This is a genomic window from Limnohabitans sp. 2KL-17, from assembly GCF_003063415.1.
In the GTDB taxonomy this organism is placed as follows: Bacteria; Pseudomonadota; Gammaproteobacteria; order Burkholderiales; family Burkholderiaceae_C; genus Limnohabitans_A.
Map to the genome: position 1 here is coordinate 51,747 of NZ_NESK01000011.1, position 16,399 is coordinate 68,145.

Here is a 16,399-nt window from a genome sequence, read left to right on the forward strand (position 1 = left end):
AGCTGTACTTGTTGATAAGACTCAGCCCAGCTTCTTCATCAACAGCGCATTGACCTGTCCCGGGTTGGCCTTGCCCTTGCTGGCCTTCATGATCGGGCCGACCAGACCGTTCAGTGCCTTGGTGTTGCCGGCCTTGAACTCTTCCACGTTCTTGGGGTTGGCGGCCAGCACCTCGTCGATGATTTTTTCCAGCTCGCTGGTGTCGTTCATCTGCTTGAGGCCTTTGGCTTCGATGATGGCATCGACCTCCCCACCTTCGGTCCACAGGGCATCAAATACTTGACGCGCCGCGTTGTTGCTGATGGTGTTGTCGCTGATGCGGCCGATCAGTGCGGCCAATTGGGCAGCGCTCACCGGGGCTTGCTCGATGGCCATCTCACGGGTGTTCAGGCGGCGTGAGACCTCTCCCATGATCCAGTTGCTGGCCAGTTTGGGCTGCCCGCAGGCTTTGGCGGTGGCCTCAAAGTAGGCGGCGACCGCCTTGCTTTGGGTCAGTTGGGTGGCGTCGTATTCGGGCAGGGCGTAGTCGCGTACAAAGCGCTCGGCCATCACGCGGGGCAGCTCGGCCATCTCGCTCTTCACCCGCTCGACCCAATCACGGCCGATCACCAGAGGCGGCAGGTCCGGGTCGGGGAAGTAGCGGTAATCGGCAGCGTCTTCTTTGGTGCGCATGGCGCGGGTCTCGCCCGTGTCGGGGTCAAACAGCACGGTTGCTTGTTGGATGGTGCGGCCGTCTTCGATCTGGTCGATCTGCCAGAGCACTTCGTAGTCGATGGCCTGCTGCATGAACTTGAAGCTGTTCAGGTTTTTGATTTCGCGGCGCGTGCCCAGCTCGGCACCAGGTTTGCGCACAGACACGTTGGCATCACAACGGAAGCTGCCTTCTTGCATGTTGCCGTCGCAGATGCCGATCCAGGTGACGATTTTGTGCAGCTCTTTGGCGTAGGCCACCGCTTCGTCGCTGGAGCGCATGTCGGGCTGGGTCACGATCTCGAGCAGCGGGGTGCCGGCGCGGTTCAGGTCGATGCCGGACTGACCAATGAAATCCTCGTGAAGGGATTTGCCCGCGTCTTCTTCCAGGTGGGCACGTTCCAAGCGCACGGTTTTGCGCACTGTTTCTTGGCCTTCTTCCATGAAGAAAGACACCTCGCCACCTTGCACCACCGGGATCTCGAATTGGCTGATCTGGTAGCCCTTGGGCAGGTCGGGGTAGAAGTAATTTTTACGGGCAAAAACGCTGCGCTCGGCGATGTGCGCATTGATGGCCAGGCCGAACTCAATGGCGCGCTGCACAGCTCCCTCGTTCATTACCGGCAGGGTGCCGGGCAGGGCCATGTCGACCGCGCAGGCTTGCGTGTTGGGCTCAGCGCCGAACGCTACGGAGGCGCGGCTGAAAATTTTGCTCTGCGTCGAGAGTTGGGTGTGTGTCTCAAAGCCGATCACGACTTCGTAGCCTTGAACCAATTTAGCGGTCATCTCAAATGCCCTCCGGCTGGCGAAGGTGGAAGTCGGTGGCTTGTTGCAGGCGATGTGCGGCATTCAGCAATTGGGCTTCCTTGAAGTAGTTGCCTATCAGTTGCAAGCCAACGGGCATGCCCTGGGCGCCAAAGCCTGCGGGCACACTCATCGCGGGCAAGCCGGCCAGTGAGGCGGGCAGGGTGAAGATGTCGGCCAGGTAATCGGCCACCGGGTCGCCCGCGTTTTCGCCAAACTTCCAGGCGACAGAGGGGGCCACAGGTCCGGCGATCACGTCGCACTCCGTGAAGGCACGCTGAAAATCGTCTGCGATCATGCGGCGGATTTTTTGCGCTTGCAGGTAATAGGCGTCGTAATAGCCATGGCTCAGCACATAGGCGCCGGTCATGATGCGGCGCTTGACCTCGTTGCCAAAGCCCTCGGCGCGTGTCTTCTTGTACATGTCCACCAGGTCGGCGTAGTCCTTGGCGCGGAGGCCGAACTTCACGCCGTCGAAGCGGCTCAGGTTCGAGCTGGCTTCGGCCGGGGCAATGATGTAGTACACCGGAATCGACAACTCGGTGCGCGGCAAGCTGATGGGCACCAGCTTGGCTCCCAGCTTTTCGAGTTCGCGCAAGGCACCGTCCACGGCAGCGCGCACGTCGGCCGCCAGGCCTTCGCCAAAGAACTCTTGGGGCACGCCAATGCGCAGGCCTTCGATCGGGCGGTTCAGTGATGCCGAGAAGTCTTCGGTGGGCATGTCCAGCGAGGTCGAGTCGCGGTCAAGATCGGGGCCGCACATGGCCGACAGCAGCAAGGCGCAATCTTCGGCGCTACGGGCCATGGGGCCTGCTTGGTCGAGGCTGGAGGCGTAGGCGATCATCCCGTAACGGCTGGCGCGGCCATAGGTGGGTTTGATGCCGGTGATGCCGCAAAAGCTGGCGGGCTGGCGGATGGAGCCACCCGTGTCGGTGCCGGTGGCGGCGGGCGCCAGGCCTGCGGCCACTGCAGCAGCGCTGCCGCCAGACGAGCCGCCGGGCACGCGTGAAGTGCCCCAGGGGTTTTGCACCGGGCCATAGGCCGAGTTTTCGTTGGCCGAGCCCATGGCGAATTCGTCGCAGTTGAGCTTGCCCAAAGTGACCATGCCGGCAGTGCGCAGGCGTTGCACCACGGTGGCGTCAAACGGGGAGCGGTAGCCGCTCAGGATTTTCGACCCCGCTGTGGTGGCGAAGTCACGGGTCACAAACACGTCTTTGTGCGCGACGGGGACACCTTCCAGTGGCCCGGCTGTGCCATCGGCCAGTTTGGCGTCTGAGGCGCGTGCCTGGGCCAGCGTGACTTCGCTGTCGATGTCCAGAAATGCGTTGTGCGGGTTGCCGCCAGTGTGGGCCAGAAAGCGCGTGGCCACTTCGACAGCGCTGACTTGTCCGGACTTCAAAAGGTCGGCTAGCGCTTTCACGCTGAGCTGGTGCAGATCACTCATGGCTTACTCGATGACTTTGGGGACCAGGAACAGGCCGCGTTCCACGGCGGGGGCGCTTCGCTGGTTCAGGTCGCGTTGGTTGGGCTCGCTCACCACGTCAGGGCGCAGGCGCAGCGTGATGTCCTGGATGGCCGCCACGGGGTGGGCCATCGGCTCGATGCCGGTGGTGTCCACAGCCTGCATGGCTTCAACGATGCCGAAAAAGCCATTGATTTGAATGAGCATGCGCTCACTTTCGTCGGGCTTGAGCTCCAGCCGGGCGAGGTTCGCAATCCGGGCAATATCCTGCGGGGTCAGGGACATGGTTTGAAAAGAGTTGTAAAGGACGGGTTTTCCAGCTCAAACGGGGCTTGGAAGCGGCTGTTTCAGCAGGGGATCGGGTATTATCCAGTGTTTGTCGCAGCTCACATCTCAGCCTCTGAGTCAGCCTTGACGACCCACCAGATTTGACAGCCACGCCCGCCCCAGCATGCCACCCGATGGGCTTTGGGGTTGAGCGTCAAAGGACCTCTATGTTTTCTTCGTTTCGACGTTATTTTTCCAGCGACCTGGCCATTGACCTGGGCACCGCCAACACCCTGATTTTTGTGCGCGACAAGGGCATCGTCCTTGACGAGCCTTCTGTGGTGGCCATTCGCCACGAAGGTGGCCCCCAGGGCAAAAAGACCTTGCAAGCCGTCGGTCATGAAGCCAAGGCCATGCTGGGCAAGGTGCCCGGCAACATCGAAGCCATCCGCCCCATGAAAGACGGCGTGATCGCCGACTTCACCGTGACCGAGCAGATGCTCAAGCAGTTCATCCGCATGGTGCACCCGCGCAGCACCTTCCGCCCCAGCCCCCGCATCATCATTTGTGTGCCCTGTGGTTCGACCCAGGTCGAGCGCCGTGCCATCCGCGAGTCCGCATTGGGCGCAGGCGCCTCCGAGGTGTACCTGATCGAAGAACCCATGGCCGCAGCCATCGGCGCAGGCTTGCCGGTATCGGCAGCTTCGGGCTCCATGGTGGTCGACATTGGTGGCGGCACCACCGAAGTCGGCGTCATTTCCCTGGGCGGCATGGTCTACAAAGGCAGTGTGCGCGTAGGCGGTGACAAGTTTGACGAAGCCATCATCAGTTACATCCGCCGCAACTACGGCATGTTGATCGGTGAGCCCACGGCCGAGGCCATCAAGAAAAACATTGGCTCGGCCTTTCCCGGCAGCGAAGTCAAAGAGATGGAAGTCAAGGGCCGCAACTTATCCGAAGGCGTGCCACGCAGCTTCACCATCAGCTCCAACGAAATTCTTGAAGCCCTGACCGACCCGCTCAATCAGATTGTCTCTGCTGTCAAAACAGCACTGGAACACACTCCGCCCGAACTGGGTGCTGATATTGCCGAGCGCGGCATGATGCTCACCGGTGGTGGCGCGCTGCTGCGTGACCTGGACCGTCTGCTGGCCGAAGAAACCGGCTTGCCAGTCTTGGTGGCCGAAGACCCGCTGACCTGCGTGGCCCGTGGCTGTGGCATGGCGCTGGAGCGCATGGACCAGCTGGGCAGCATCTTCACCAGCGAATAAGCCACGCACCGGGCTGCTGAATGGCAGCCAGGTTCCAACTTTTAAAAACCTGAATCCGGCGCACCTCTTTCATGGCCCTGGATACCCTTGAACGCAGTGCTCCGCCGATTTTTCGGCAAGGCCTGTCTGCCACCACCAAATTGGTTCTGCTTGCGCTGCTATCTGTATTGTTGATGGCCTCAGACCACCGCTTTCGGATTTCGCAGCCGCTTCGTGCGGGCATTGCCATCGTGCTGGCCCCTTTTCAGTGGTTGTCATTGCAGCCGGTGCGTGCTGTAGGCGCTGTGGGGCTGTACTTTGGCAATCTGGAAGATGCACAAGATGCCGCTCAGAATTTTCAGACACGCGCCATAGCGCAGGCGCAACGCCTGCAACAAGTCGAACAGTTGAAGCAAGAAAACGCCCAGTTGCGGGAGTTGCTGGCCTTGCGTGAACAAATCGCAGGGCCCACCAAAGCCGTGGAAGTGCTTTACAACACAGCAGACCCTTACACCGACCGCATCGTGGTGGACCGTGGGCAAATCGCTGGCATTGTGCAAGGCTCAGCAGTCATCGATGCTTCGGGTGTTGTCGGTCAAGTCACGCGGGTGTACCCCCTGGTCAGTGAGGTGACCTTGCTGACAGACCGTGACCAGAGCATTCCTGTCATGAATGCCCGCACTGGCAGCCGCCATGTGGCAGTGGGTGACCCGTCCATGCAAGGGGGCTCGCTTGAACTGAAGTTCATGCCCTCCGGTACCGATGTCAAACAAGGCGATTTGCTCACCACCAGTGGCATCGACGGTGTCTACCCGCCTGGGTTGCATGTGGGACATATCAGCCAGATAGACCGCCGAGTGGATTCGTCGTTTGCCCGGGTTCATGCCACCCCGGCGGCCAAACCGAGAGGTCGGCATTTGCTGGTGCTGATGCCTGCAAAAGATTGGCCCGCCGCCCCCGTGGCGACACCAGAGCCCAAACGCCCTGGCAAGGGCCGTGCACCCAATGTGGATGCCGTGGCTAACCCTTCATCAGGAGCCAAGCCATGATCATGCCCGCAGGGCGTCCACTGCTCTTGCCTGCCAATTCCCGTTTCATTGCCTTGACCGTGGTGGTTGGCTTGTTGTTGAACATGTTGCTGGGCTTTGTGGGCTGGCACTGGTTGCCCGATGTTCTGGCCATCGTGGTCGTGTTCTGGAATGTTCACCAGCCTCGCCGTGTGGGGGTGTTGCTGGCTTTCTTGCTGGGCCTTGCGTTGGATGTGCATGAGTCAGCGTTGCTGGGACAAAACGCTTTGTCGTATGTCGTGCTGAGCAGCATGGCGCTGGCCATTCAGCGGCGACTTCTTTGGTTTCCATTGCGTGAGCAAGCCCTGCAAATTGTTCCACTTTTTGTCGCAACTGCATTACTGGAATGGGTGATCCGTTTGATCGTGCAAGATGCCTGGCCGCACTGGACTCAACTTTTCGCCCCCCTCATGCAAGCGGCCCTTTGGCCGCTGATAGGGGCATTGCTGCTCGCACCGCAGCGGCGCGCTTTTGATCCCGACAACATCCGTCCCCTTTGACCATGTCACTCAGGCTGCCCTCACTTGCCGATTTACGGGATAGTCAGGCCGATTTGCAGCGGTTTCGCAGCCGTGTGGCCATTGCTCAGATCGTCGTGTTGGCGTGCTTTGTCCTGGTGATTGTTCGCTTGTCGTATTTGCAAATCGTGCGCCACGAAGACCTGCTGGAGCAGGCTGAAAACAACCGTACTGCAGTGATCCCGACAGTCCCGCCGCGGGGCACCATTCTGGACCGCAATGGCGTGGTGCTGGCCAGCAACTATTCGGCGTACACCTTGGAGATCACACCCTCGAAAGTGCTTAACCTGGAAGCCACGATCGATGCCCTGGGCGAAGTGGTGGACATTCAGGGCAAAGACCGCCGTCGGTTCAAGCGCTTGCGTGAAGACTCGCGAAGCTTTGACTCCTTGCCCATTCGCACGCGCTTGAGTGACGAGGAAGTGGCGCGTTTCAGCGCACAGCGCTACCGTTTTCCGGGTGTTGAAATCAAGGCCCGCTTGTTTCGGCAATACCCCTACGGTGAATTGGCCAGCCATGTGGTGGGCTACATCGGTCGCATCAATACCAAGGAAAAAGAGCGCATTGAAGAAGACGACGATGCGGGCAATTACCGCGGCACCGAATACATCGGGAAACTGGGCGTGGAGCAGCGGTACGAGCGTGAGTTGCATGGCATCACGGGTGTGAACCGGGTCGAAACCTCGGCGGGTGGGCGTGCCACACGCAGTTTGTCGAGCCGTCTGGCGACACCCGGACAGAACGTGGTGCTGTCGATCGACATCCAGTTGCAAAAAATGGTGGAGGACTTGTTTGGCAACCGGCGCGGCGCCTTGGTCGCGCTGGACCCGAACACCGGTGAGGTGCTGGCCTTTGTCAGCAAACCCACGTTCGACCCCAATTTTTTTGTGGATGGCATCGATGTTGACAACTGGAAAATGCTCAACGAGTCGATTGACAAGCCATTGCTCAATCGGGCCTTGCGCGGCACCTATCCACCGGGCTCCACTTACAAGCCTTTCATGGCGATGGCCGCTTTGTCCACTGGCAAACGCAGCGCCAGTACCGTCATCAACGATGCTGGTTCGTGGACGTATGGTGGCCATACTTTCCGCAGTCATGGCGATGCTGGCCTTGGCCCGGTCGACATGGTTCGCTCGATCGTGCTGTCCAGCAACGTGTATTACTACTCGCTGGCCAACGACATGGGGGTGGACGTTATCCACGACTTCATGAAGCCGCTGGGCTTTGGCCAAATCACGGGCATCGACTTGCCCGGTGAGGTTCGCGGCATTTTGCCCAGCACCGAATGGAAGCGCAGTTATTACAAAAAGCCTGAGCAAAAAAAATGGTATGGCGGCGAAACTATTTCGCTGGGCATTGGTCAGGGCTACAACACCTTCACCATGCTGCAGCTGGCTTCGGCCACCGCCACTCTGGCCAGTGGAGGCGTGCAGTTCAAGCCCCGGGTGGTCACGGCCACGCAAGACGCCCTGACCCACGCCCAGTCGCAGGTCAATGCGTCAGAGCCCCTGAACCTGGGCTTCAAGCCCGAGCACATGGAGGTGATACGCAACGGATTGACGGGTGTGGTGACCTCGGGCACATCGGCCCGGGTGTTCGCCGGTGCCGGTTACACCAGTGCAGGAAAAACAGGCACAGCCCAGGCCGTGAGCATTGGGCAAAAAGAAAAATACAACGCCGCCAATTTGTCCGAGTACCAGCGTGACCATGCCTTGTACATGGCCTACGCACCGGCCGAGGCACCCAAAATTGCGCTGGCGGTGGTGGTCGAAAATGCCGGGTTTGGCGCAGCATCGGCCGCGCCCATTGCGCGGCGCGTTTTTGACTATTGGTTGCTGGGGCAATACCCCAGCGAAGAAGACATGGCTGCCACCCAAAAAGGCCAATCGGCCAGCCCGATAGGCAAGCCCCGCACCAAGCAGGATGTGCCGCTGGAAAGCCGGCGGGGCAACTGACTTCTAAGCCAAGGGTTTTGTGGGCGCTTCAGCTGTCGTAAACCGTGCCCAGGTCGGCAAAGCCCTTGACCTCGATCGGGTTGCCAAACGGGTCCATGAAGAACATGGTCCATTGCTCGCCCGGCTGACCCGCAAAGCGCAGATGCGGGTCGACCACAAACTTCATGTGTGCTGCCTGCAGGCGGTCGGCCAGGGCTTGCCAGTCGTCTTTTTGCAAGACCAGGCCAAAGTGCGGCATGGGCACCAGGTGTTCACCGACATGGCCCGTGAGGGTGGTTTTGAAAGCTTCACCCAGATGCAAGGAGATCTGGTGCGAGAAAAAGTCAAAGTCCACCCAGGTGTCTGTGGACCGACCCTCTTTGCAACCCAGCACGCCCCCGTAAAAGCGGCGGGCTTCGTTGAGGTCGGTGACATGAAAGGCAAAATGAAAAAGGCTGCGCATGACCGAAAGCATAGCAGCCAGAATGTGCGTCAGCGCCTTTGCTCAACCAAGGTCTGACAGTCAATGCAGCGCTTGGCCGTCGGGTAGGCCGTCAGCCGGTTGGCGGGAACGGTAACGCCGCAATCGGTACACAAGCCAAAAGTACCCGCCTGAATGCGCTCCAGCGCGGCCTCGATATCGCCCAATTCGGCGGTTTCGTGTTCGTTCATGGCGAACTCAGTCTGCCGCTCGGACTGGATCTGGGCGCGTGACTGGAAGCTGTTGTCAAAGTGATCAGCGGCCACATCGGCGCGTGAGACCACACCGCCGCGTTCGTAGGCGATGCGCTCCAACAGCTGCGCCCGGGCCTTGATCAGCTGGGCTTTGAAAACATCATGGGGGTGTGGAGTGGCTGTGTTCATGGGATCATCATGAATCCACCCTGGGGATGGTTGGTTGATGCAGGTCAACCAACCGGGGGCTGACCCATGATGTGGGTCAAGCTCCCGTGCCCTGGGAAATCAGGCCTTGGCTTTGGCCCGCGCCATCATCAACTCGGTGTTGGCCTTTCGGTCGGTGTTGACCTGTTGCATGACGGGCCGTTCATTCATGCGTTTGAGGTAATCGCGAACGGGCAGTTCCGCCAAATAGTCACGGCCGTAAACCACCTTGGTGGCGGCCGAGACCAAAGGCAAATGCACCACGGCCGCGCAGTCGGCCAGTGTCAGGCTGTCGCCCCACATGAACGGGCTGAACTGGGCCAGCTTGGCAAAAGCGGCCACGTTCTTTTCAAGCTGGGCACCGGTTTTTTCCTTGGCACTGTCGCTGATCTGCCCGCCAAAGAAAGCTTGCGTGTACAGGTTGCGGGCCACCAGCTCCAGGTGCAGCTCCAGAAAAGTCACCAGCTCGCGCACCTTGGCCGCGGCAAACGGGTCAGCTGGAAGCAAGGGGTTTTGCGGGTACTTTTGTTCGATGTACTCCATGATCACCCCCGACTCGCACAACATGCCTTGTTCGGTCTTGAGGTAGGGCACCTTGCCCAGGGGGCTGCCCACGGCATCGGTCTGGCCCACCCAGGCCAGCTCTTCTGTAAAGGGCACGTTTTTTTCGAGCAAGGCCAGTTTGACCTTGTTGTAGTAGTTGCTGGCCGAAAAGCCGCAGAGTGTGAGCATGAGGGTCTCCAGTAAAAGTGAACGAATACTGCCCAAGATTAAACGAGGGTCAACACCGCATGGGTCACGAACTTGACCCGGTGCTGATTTTAAAAAGTCAATCAGCCGTCGGGCCAAGGTGCCTCCGTTTAGTCGGCATCCCTGAATGCCATAATTCGGCTATGACCCCGATGCAAACCCTGCGCAACGCCCCCCACCTCACCCGCCTCGTGCTGGTGTGGTTTGCGTTGTTCATCGGGGTGGCCGTGGCCTCGCCGCTGGTCAACCCCGAGGGCGTGCAACTGGTGTGCACCACAGCGGGGAGTGTCAAGCTGCTCCAGCTCGATGCCGATGGAGAAGAGGCGCAAGGCAGCCAAAACGGCCTGCACTGCCCCTTGTGTTTGCCGGTGACGACGCCCCCCATGGTGTGTGTTCAAGCGCCAGTCCATGGCGGACTGTCTTATGCGCTGCTTCCGATAGAGCAGGCCCGAATGGCCTCGCTCATCGGCCTGCCCTGGCAGGCCCGCGCTCCCCCCGCCTTTATCTGATCACTGCGCCAGTTTGTCGGCTGGGTGCGGCTTGACCTACTTGTCGAAGTGCTGGTGTGCTTGTGCAGGGCGCCACCTGATATTTTCCCTTTTTGTCTTTTTTAACTGGAGTTCGCCATGAAGCGCGTTGTCATTTCTTTAGCAGTTCTTTTTTCGATGGTTGCTGCCCAAGCTCAAGTGACCGTGAAAGACGCCTGGGTGCGTGCTACCGTGGCGCAGCAAAAAGCCACGGGGGCTTTCATGCAGTTGCAATCGGCGCAAGACGCCAAGCTGATCTCGGTCCAATCGCCCGTGGCCGCCGTGGTCGAGGTGCATGAAATGGCCATGGACGGCGGCGTCATGAAAATGCGTGCTGTGCCCAGCCTGGCTTTGCCGGCAGGCAAGGCGGTAGAACTCAAGCCTGGCAGCTACCACGTCATGTTGATGGACCTGAAGGGCCAGGTCAAAGACGGCGACACCGTGCCCGTGACCCTGGTGGTCGAGGGCAAGGACGGCAAGCGCCAGAACATCAACATCAAGGTGCCCGCCCGCTCAGCCGCAGCACCTGCCATGAAGCATGGCGATGGCCAGATGCACAAACATTGAACGACTGACGTCGCACTGAGACTAAGCCGTGTTCATTTTTGCCACCTCAAAACACGCGGTTGCACGGCTGGTTCTGGCGTGGTACGTGTTGTTTGTCGCCGTGTCGGTGATGGCTTCGGTGGCTCAGCCGCGCAGCATGGAGGTAGTGTGCAGCAGCATGGGGGTCATTAAAGTCATCGTCCCAAGCGGTGAAGCCGAGCCAGACCAAGTCATGGCGATGGATTGCCCTTTGTGCGCCCACACCACGCCTGTTTTGTCACCCTTGCCCGCACTGACGAATTCGGTGGCGGTCGTTTCGGCGCTGTCACATGTGCTCATGCCGGTGTCCGAGGCCATTCTGGTCTCGCTCACCGCGCCGCCTTTGCCCTCTCGCGGGCCACCTGTTTTGAATTGATCATTTCTTGACGTCAGCTATCGCCGCAAGGTGATTGGCTTTTGTGATTGACCGTGTGCCGATGATGCTTGCGGTTGCAGATTGATTTGAAACAACATGAATACCCATTTTCAACTTGCTCCTTTGCCGTGGGCTGTGCTTGGCCTTTTCACCAGCTTGAGCGCTGGTGTGTATGCGCAAACCGCCGCTGCACTGGACACCATCGTGGTGTCCGGTTCGCGCTCTGAAACCAAATTGTCCGAAACACCCGTATCCATCGGCTCGGCCAGCCGTACCCAGTGGGATGCAGACAAGCCCAAGTCGGTCGGTGAGATCATCAACCGCATTCCGGGGGTGCACTGGAACGATTTGGGCAACGAGCAGCACAGCATGGCCATTCGCCAGCCCATCAGCACCAATGCGGTGTACCAGTATTTGGAAGACGGCATTCCGATTCGCCCACTGGGCGTGTTCAACCACAATGCGCTCAATGAAATCAACATGAACGGCGCGGGTGGTGTCGAGGTGGTCAAAGGCGCGGCCTCGTCGCTGTACGGCAGCAACGCGGTGGGTGGTGCGATCAACTTTTTGACCCAACGCTCTTCACGCACACCCACGGGCTATCTGGGCATTCGTCATGACCACACCGACGGCTTCACCCGTTTCGACTCGGGCGCCAGCAACACTTGGGGGGATCTGGGTTTGCGTTTTTCACACTACAGCTCGCAGCGTGACAGCCAGAACTGGCAACAGTACAGCGGTGGCAAAAAGGATTCCTTCACACTGCGCGCCGACTACAACTTGGGTGAAAAATCCTGGTTGCGTGCCTCGCTGGTGCACACGAATCTGGACTCGGACACGCCCGGTAGTTTGTTTGAAAACGACTTCCGAACCAACCCCGGAAAAAGCATCAACACCTTCACCTGGCGCAAAGACAAAACCACCCGCGCCAATCTGGCTTGGGAGGGCGAGACCACCCAGGGCGGCTTGACCACCGTCACCCTGTTTGCCCGCAACAACGACCATGGGCAGTTGCCCAATTACACGATCTCTGGTTGCTCGGGGGCCTCATGCAAAGGCACTCTGAACAACAACCACGTTGAATCGTTGGGCGTGGATGTCAAGCACGCGCAAAAGCTGGACTGGCTGCGCGCCCGCCTGGTCGCAGGCGCCTACATTGACCGCAGCCAGAATGACTATGTATCTGACAACCTGGCCATCGTGCGCGATGTGCCCACAGGTCGCCACATTCGCTACACCTTGAACAGCGTGGCCAACCCCAGCGGTGTGCGCAACTATGGTGCAGGCATTGCCAACGATGCGGTGTTTGCACAACTGGAGTTGAGCCCCAGCGAGCAAATCCGTGTGGTGGCAGGTGGCCGTTATGACAGCATCCGCTACGACTTCAAGAACTACTTGACACCCGGTGCCAACTACGGCGCTGCCAACGAAGTGCGCAGCTTTGCCAAGTTCAGCCCCAAGTTGGGTGCGACCTACGCCATCAGTCCCACCAGCAGCCTGTACAGCAACTTGAGCAGGGGCTTCACACCGCCCGAAGTCAGCCAGTTGTATGGCAAGAACGCCATCCCCGAGTTGAACTCTGCGACGTATGACAACGTCGAGGTGGGCTGGCGTGCCTTGTTGGGGCCGGGTATTCGCCTCGATTCCGCGCTGTATCAACTCAAGGGCAAGGACACCATCGTGTCTTACACATCGGACATTGGCAACAGCTTCAACAAGAACGCAGGCAACACCCGCAGCCGGGGCCTGGAGTTGAGCCTGAACCAGGATTTGCGCGAATGGGATTGGCGCGTGGGCGCGACCTGGGCCGAGCACACTTTCGTGTCTTACCGTGTGAGCGATAAAGTGGGGGCCATCGAAGACTATTCGGGCAAAGACATGCCGCAGGCCCCCAACCACACCATCACCGCCCAAGTCGGTTGGAAATTCACACCGACTTCGCGCGTGGCTTTGGGCCTGGTCAAGCAAGGCAGTTACTGGATGAACAACGCCAACACCGTTCGTTATGCAGGCCACAGCTTGCTCAACCTGACGGGCAGCCACAAGCTGCCCGATGGCTGGGAAGTTTGGGGCCAGATTCGTAACCTGACCGATAAGGCATATTCCGACAACGCATCAAGCTCGTACAAAAGCGGTGCTTACAGGCCTAACACGCAAAACACATATGCGGCCGGTGCGCCGCGCAGCTTCATGCTGGGTTTAACCAAGTTGTTTGGCAACCGCTAAAGCCGCAAAGGGCTTGCGGTCACAGAGCTGCAGGGTTCGGTGGATTCGCAAGCCCATTCCCCTTTGAATTGAATCCAACTGTCGTCAGGACTTTATGAACAACTCGACCCGATGGCACTGGTGGTGCGCAATCCTTGGCATGGTGATGGCCTTCGTGTGGCTTGCGCCGCGGGCCGTCGCTCAAGAAGCAGCCTCTGCCAAGACCGCACCCCACATCAACCCCCAGCGCCCTCAACTGGCCACGGGCGCAGCCATTGCGCCCGATGGGCGTTTGTGGGTGGTGGGGCTGACTGCGCAAGCGCAGCTCTTTGTTCAAAGCACGCCTTTGGGCGGCGCTGTGCAGTGGCGCGAAGCGCGCATCCTGAACACCGGCACCGACCCCATTGCGGCCGATGGCGAAAGCCGACCCAAGATTGCCTTTGGCCCCAACAATTGGGCGGTGATCAGCTACACCATGCCGCTGGCCAAGCCCTACACGGGCTTCATTCGCATGCTGCACAGCAGCGATGGCGGGCAAAGCTTCGGCGCAGCTTTCACGGTGCACCAGGACCGGCAGGAAATCACCCACCGTTTTGAATCGGTGGCATTTGATGCACAAGGCGTCTTGCACACGCTGTGGGTGGACAAGCGCGATCAGCCGCCCAAGGGCTCGGCACAAAAATATGCAGGTGCCGCGATTTACCGCAACGAGTCCAAGGATGGTGGCCAGACTTTTGGCCCCGACACCAAACTGGCCGATCATTCGTGTGAGTGTTGTCGCATTGGCCTGGCGCCCAACCCACAAGGGCAGTTGCAAGCCACCTGGCGGCATGTGTTTGCAGGCGGCACGCGCGACCATGCTTTTGCCAGCGTGGCTGCACCGGCCAACCGCATCACCCGCAGCACGCACGACGACTGGCAGATCAACGCCTGCCCGCACCACGGCCCGGGTCTGGCGCTCAATGCGGGCAGCACGCAATCGGGTTACCACACCGTCTGGTTTGGCATTCGAAAAGTCAAGGGGCAAGACCAGGCGGCGGTGCGCTATGCCCGCCTGAATGCACAAGGGGAGCCTTTGCCGGACACCGTGCGCGTTTTGCCCGACCCACGGGCTGAGCATGCCGATGTGCTGGCCGATGGGAAAAACGTGGCTGTGGTCTGGCGCAGCAGCGAAGGGGCGGTGACCACGCTCAAGGCCTGGCTGTCCAAAGATGGCGGGCAAACCTTTGCGCAGAAAACCCTTGGCCAAGTCACCGGCTACAACGACCACCCCCGCCTGGCCCAAAATGGTTCGCGCCGCGTGGTGGTCTGGCGCAACGCACAGGAGATACAAGTCCATGAACTCGAGTTTTAAGACAGCAGCAGGGGTCGCCATGTGCGCGACCCTCCTCGGTGGGGGCGCCTCGGCCGCATGGGCACAGACGCACCAACCCGGGCACCCTGCGCAGCAGGCTGCACCGGCTGGCCGCAGTACATTGCCTTTCGACGAAAAAACCTGGCCGCATCTGCTCCAGCATGGCCCACGCCCTGCGGCCTATTTGTTCACCACTTCGTATTGCAGTACCTGCCCCGCAGCCTTTGTGGTGTTGCACAAGGCCGTGCAACACCGCAAAGAAAAGCCCGAGCTCAACGCGGTCATGATGGATGTCACCGGCCCTCAGGCGTTGCGCCATGCTGCGCATTTCAAGGGCATGACCCGCATGTATGCCTTCGACGGTTTTGAGTCCGCCATTCGCCAGGCGGTTGACCCGGCTTGGCCCAACGTCACACCCTATGTGGTGCTGGTGGACAAAAAAGGCCAGACGCAGCGGGTGATTGGGCCGCCCACGGCAGCGATGTTGAAACGCTGGTTAACGGCGTTTTGAGGCGAGCAGCATGCCGATACGGGTCCAGCAAAGGCTTGATAGATGATTCCCTCATTAAGAAATAGAAAAACAGTCGTTTGAGTTTTAGAGGCTCGCTCGCAGAATCCAGCCCATCAACTTTCTGATGTGCGTTTCTGGAATGACCCGATGAAAATCAAAAGCCACTTGATCAACCTGGCCACCATCGTGACCGTGGTCCTCTCGGGTCTGAGCGCTATGGCCCAAGCCCAAGCCCCGGCCGTGGTTACTTTGCTCAACGTTTCGTATGACCCGACCCGCGAGCTGTACGCCGAATTCAACCAGGCCTTTGCCAAGCACTGGAAAGGCAAAACCGGGCAAGACGTGAGCGTCAAGCAATCGCACGGCGGCTCGGGCAAACAAGCCCGCTCCATCATCGATGGCCTGGACGCCGACGTGGCCACCCTGGCTTTGGCCGGTGACACCGATGCCCTGCACAAAAACGGCAACCTGATCCCCAAAGACTGGCAAAAGCGCTTGCCGCACAACAGTTCGCCCTACACCTCGACCATCGTGCTGGTGGTGCGTGCGGGCAACCCCAAGGGCATCAAGGACTGGGACGACTTGGTCAAGCCCGGCATCAGCGTGATCACGCCCAACCCCAAAACATCGGGCGGTGCGCGATGGAACTACCTGGCCGCCTGGGAATTTGCCAAACGCAAATACGGCAACGAAGCCAAAGCCAAAGACTTTGTGGCGGCGCTTTACAAAAACGTGCCCGTGCTCGACACCGGGGCCCGTGGGTCGTCCATCACCTTTGCCCAGCGTGCACAAGGGGACGTCTTCATCAGCTGGGAAAACGAAGCCAACCTGCTGGAGAAAGAATTCGGCAACAAGTTTGACGTGGTCTATCCTTCCATCAGCATTCTGGCCGAGCCCGCTGTGGCGGTGGTCGATAAAAATGTAGACCGCAAAGGCACCCGTGCCGTGGCCCAGGCCTATCTGGAATTCCTCTACACAGACGAAGGCCAGGACATTGCCGGCAAAAACTTCTATCGCCCGATATCACCCAAGGCCCAGGCCAAATACGCTAAACAATTTCCCAAGATCAAGCTGTTCAAAATCGAAGAAGCCTTTGGAAGTTGGGAGCAAGCCGCCAAAACCCACTTCTCCGATGGGGCTTACTTTGATCAGATTTACACCCAAAAATGACGGGGCCTGCTCAGGGTTGTGAGCTATGTGCCAGACCCGCTCTG

17 protein-coding genes are annotated in these 16,399 nt (G+C 59.5%); 11 read left to right on the forward strand and 6 right to left on the reverse strand.

Annotation, left to right across the window (positions count from 1 at the left end; genetic code table 11):
- Positions 1-21: 21 nt before the first annotated feature.
- The 3 genes from gatB to gatC are packed head-to-tail and all read right to left on the reverse strand — an operon-like array spanning position 22 to position 3,241.
- Positions 22-1,476, reverse strand: coding sequence for an Asp-tRNA(Asn)/Glu-tRNA(Gln) amidotransferase subunit GatB (gatB, locus tag B9Z45_RS06965; RefSeq protein WP_108406508.1), 1,455 nt, complete (start codon positions 1,474-1,476; stop codon positions 22-24).
- Position 1,477: 1 nt separating this feature from the next.
- On the reverse strand, positions 1,478-2,938 hold the full coding sequence (gatA, locus tag B9Z45_RS06970; RefSeq protein WP_108406509.1) for an Asp-tRNA(Asn)/Glu-tRNA(Gln) amidotransferase subunit GatA: 1,461 nt from the start codon (positions 2,936-2,938) through the stop codon (positions 1,478-1,480).
- A 3-nt stretch (positions 2,939-2,941) separates the two neighbouring features.
- A complete protein-coding gene (gene gatC / locus B9Z45_RS06975) occupies positions 2,942-3,241 on the reverse strand; it encodes an Asp-tRNA(Asn)/Glu-tRNA(Gln) amidotransferase subunit GatC (RefSeq protein WP_108406510.1) in 300 nt (99 codons plus the stop codon).
- A gap of 209 nt (positions 3,242-3,450) precedes the next feature.
- Between gatC and B9Z45_RS06980 the strand changes: the two genes are divergently transcribed.
- The 4 genes from B9Z45_RS06980 (at position 3,451) to mrdA (ending at position 8,016) form a co-directional block, all read left to right on the forward strand.
- Positions 3,451-4,494 (forward strand): rod shape-determining protein, encoded by a 1,044-nt coding sequence (locus B9Z45_RS06980; RefSeq protein WP_100174197.1) that lies wholly within the window; start codon positions 3,451-3,453, stop codon positions 4,492-4,494.
- A gap of 71 nt (positions 4,495-4,565) precedes the next feature.
- Positions 4,566-5,522, forward strand: coding sequence for a rod shape-determining protein MreC (mreC, locus tag B9Z45_RS06985; protein ID WP_108406511.1), 957 nt, complete (start codon positions 4,566-4,568; stop codon positions 5,520-5,522).
- A complete protein-coding gene (gene mreD / locus B9Z45_RS06990; RefSeq protein WP_108406512.1) occupies positions 5,519-6,040 on the forward strand; it encodes a rod shape-determining protein MreD in 522 nt (173 codons plus the stop codon). Before mreC ends, mreD begins: the two co-directional genes overlap by 4 nt.
- Before the next feature lie 2 nt (positions 6,041-6,042).
- Positions 6,043-8,016 carry a penicillin-binding protein 2 gene (mrdA, locus tag B9Z45_RS06995; protein WP_108406513.1) on the forward strand — a complete coding sequence of 658 codons (1,974 nt, stop codon included), beginning with the start codon at positions 6,043-6,045 and terminating at the stop codon, positions 8,014-8,016.
- 28 nt (positions 8,017-8,044) lie between these two features.
- Here the strand turns inward: mrdA and B9Z45_RS07000 are convergent, their stop codons facing one another.
- From B9Z45_RS07000 to B9Z45_RS07010, 3 genes are all read right to left on the reverse strand, one after another.
- Entirely contained in the window at positions 8,045-8,458 is a 414-nt protein-coding gene (locus tag B9Z45_RS07000; protein WP_199221859.1) for a VOC family protein, read from the reverse strand.
- 29 nt (positions 8,459-8,487) lie between these two features.
- Entirely contained in the window at positions 8,488-8,859 is a 372-nt protein-coding gene (locus B9Z45_RS07005) for a TraR/DksA C4-type zinc finger protein (RefSeq protein ID WP_199221860.1), read from the reverse strand.
- Between the two features lie 99 nt (positions 8,860-8,958).
- Positions 8,959-9,609 (reverse strand): glutathione S-transferase, encoded by a 651-nt coding sequence (locus tag B9Z45_RS07010; protein WP_108406515.1) that lies wholly within the window; start codon positions 9,607-9,609, stop codon positions 8,959-8,961.
- 161 nt (positions 9,610-9,770) lie between these two features.
- Between B9Z45_RS07010 and B9Z45_RS07015 the strand changes: the two genes are divergently transcribed.
- The 7 genes from B9Z45_RS07015 to B9Z45_RS07045 all read left to right on the forward strand — a co-directional run bounded on the left by B9Z45_RS07015 (position 9,771) and on the right by B9Z45_RS07045 (position 16,355).
- Complete coding sequence (locus tag B9Z45_RS07015) at positions 9,771-10,136, forward strand: DUF2946 family protein (RefSeq protein ID WP_233252110.1); 366 nt, start codon at positions 9,771-9,773, stop codon at positions 10,134-10,136.
- Positions 10,137-10,253: 117 nt separating this feature from the next.
- Positions 10,254-10,721, forward strand: coding sequence for a copper chaperone PCu(A)C (locus B9Z45_RS07020; RefSeq protein ID WP_108406516.1), 468 nt, complete (start codon positions 10,254-10,256; stop codon positions 10,719-10,721).
- 28 nt (positions 10,722-10,749) lie between these two features.
- A complete protein-coding gene (locus B9Z45_RS07025; protein ID WP_108406517.1) occupies positions 10,750-11,115 on the forward strand; it encodes a DUF2946 family protein in 366 nt (121 codons plus the stop codon).
- Positions 11,116-11,211: 96 nt separating this feature from the next.
- On the forward strand, positions 11,212-13,341 hold the full coding sequence (locus B9Z45_RS07030) for a TonB-dependent receptor (RefSeq protein WP_108406518.1): 2,130 nt from the start codon (positions 11,212-11,214) through the stop codon (positions 13,339-13,341).
- 94 nt (positions 13,342-13,435) lie between these two features.
- A complete protein-coding gene (locus B9Z45_RS07035; RefSeq protein ID WP_233252111.1) occupies positions 13,436-14,674 on the forward strand; it encodes a hypothetical protein in 1,239 nt (412 codons plus the stop codon).
- The gene (locus B9Z45_RS07040; RefSeq protein ID WP_146180896.1) at positions 14,658-15,185 is read left to right on the forward strand and encodes a hypothetical protein; all 528 of its coding nucleotides are present in this window, start codon (positions 14,658-14,660) and stop codon (positions 15,183-15,185) included. The genes B9Z45_RS07035 and B9Z45_RS07040 overlap by 17 nt, the downstream gene beginning before the upstream one ends.
- Before the next feature lie 147 nt (positions 15,186-15,332).
- Positions 15,333-16,355 carry a sulfate ABC transporter substrate-binding protein gene (locus B9Z45_RS07045; protein ID WP_108406520.1) on the forward strand — a complete coding sequence of 341 codons (1,023 nt, stop codon included), beginning with the start codon at positions 15,333-15,335 and terminating at the stop codon, positions 16,353-16,355.
- The last annotated feature ends 44 nt before the right edge of the window (positions 16,356-16,399 follow it).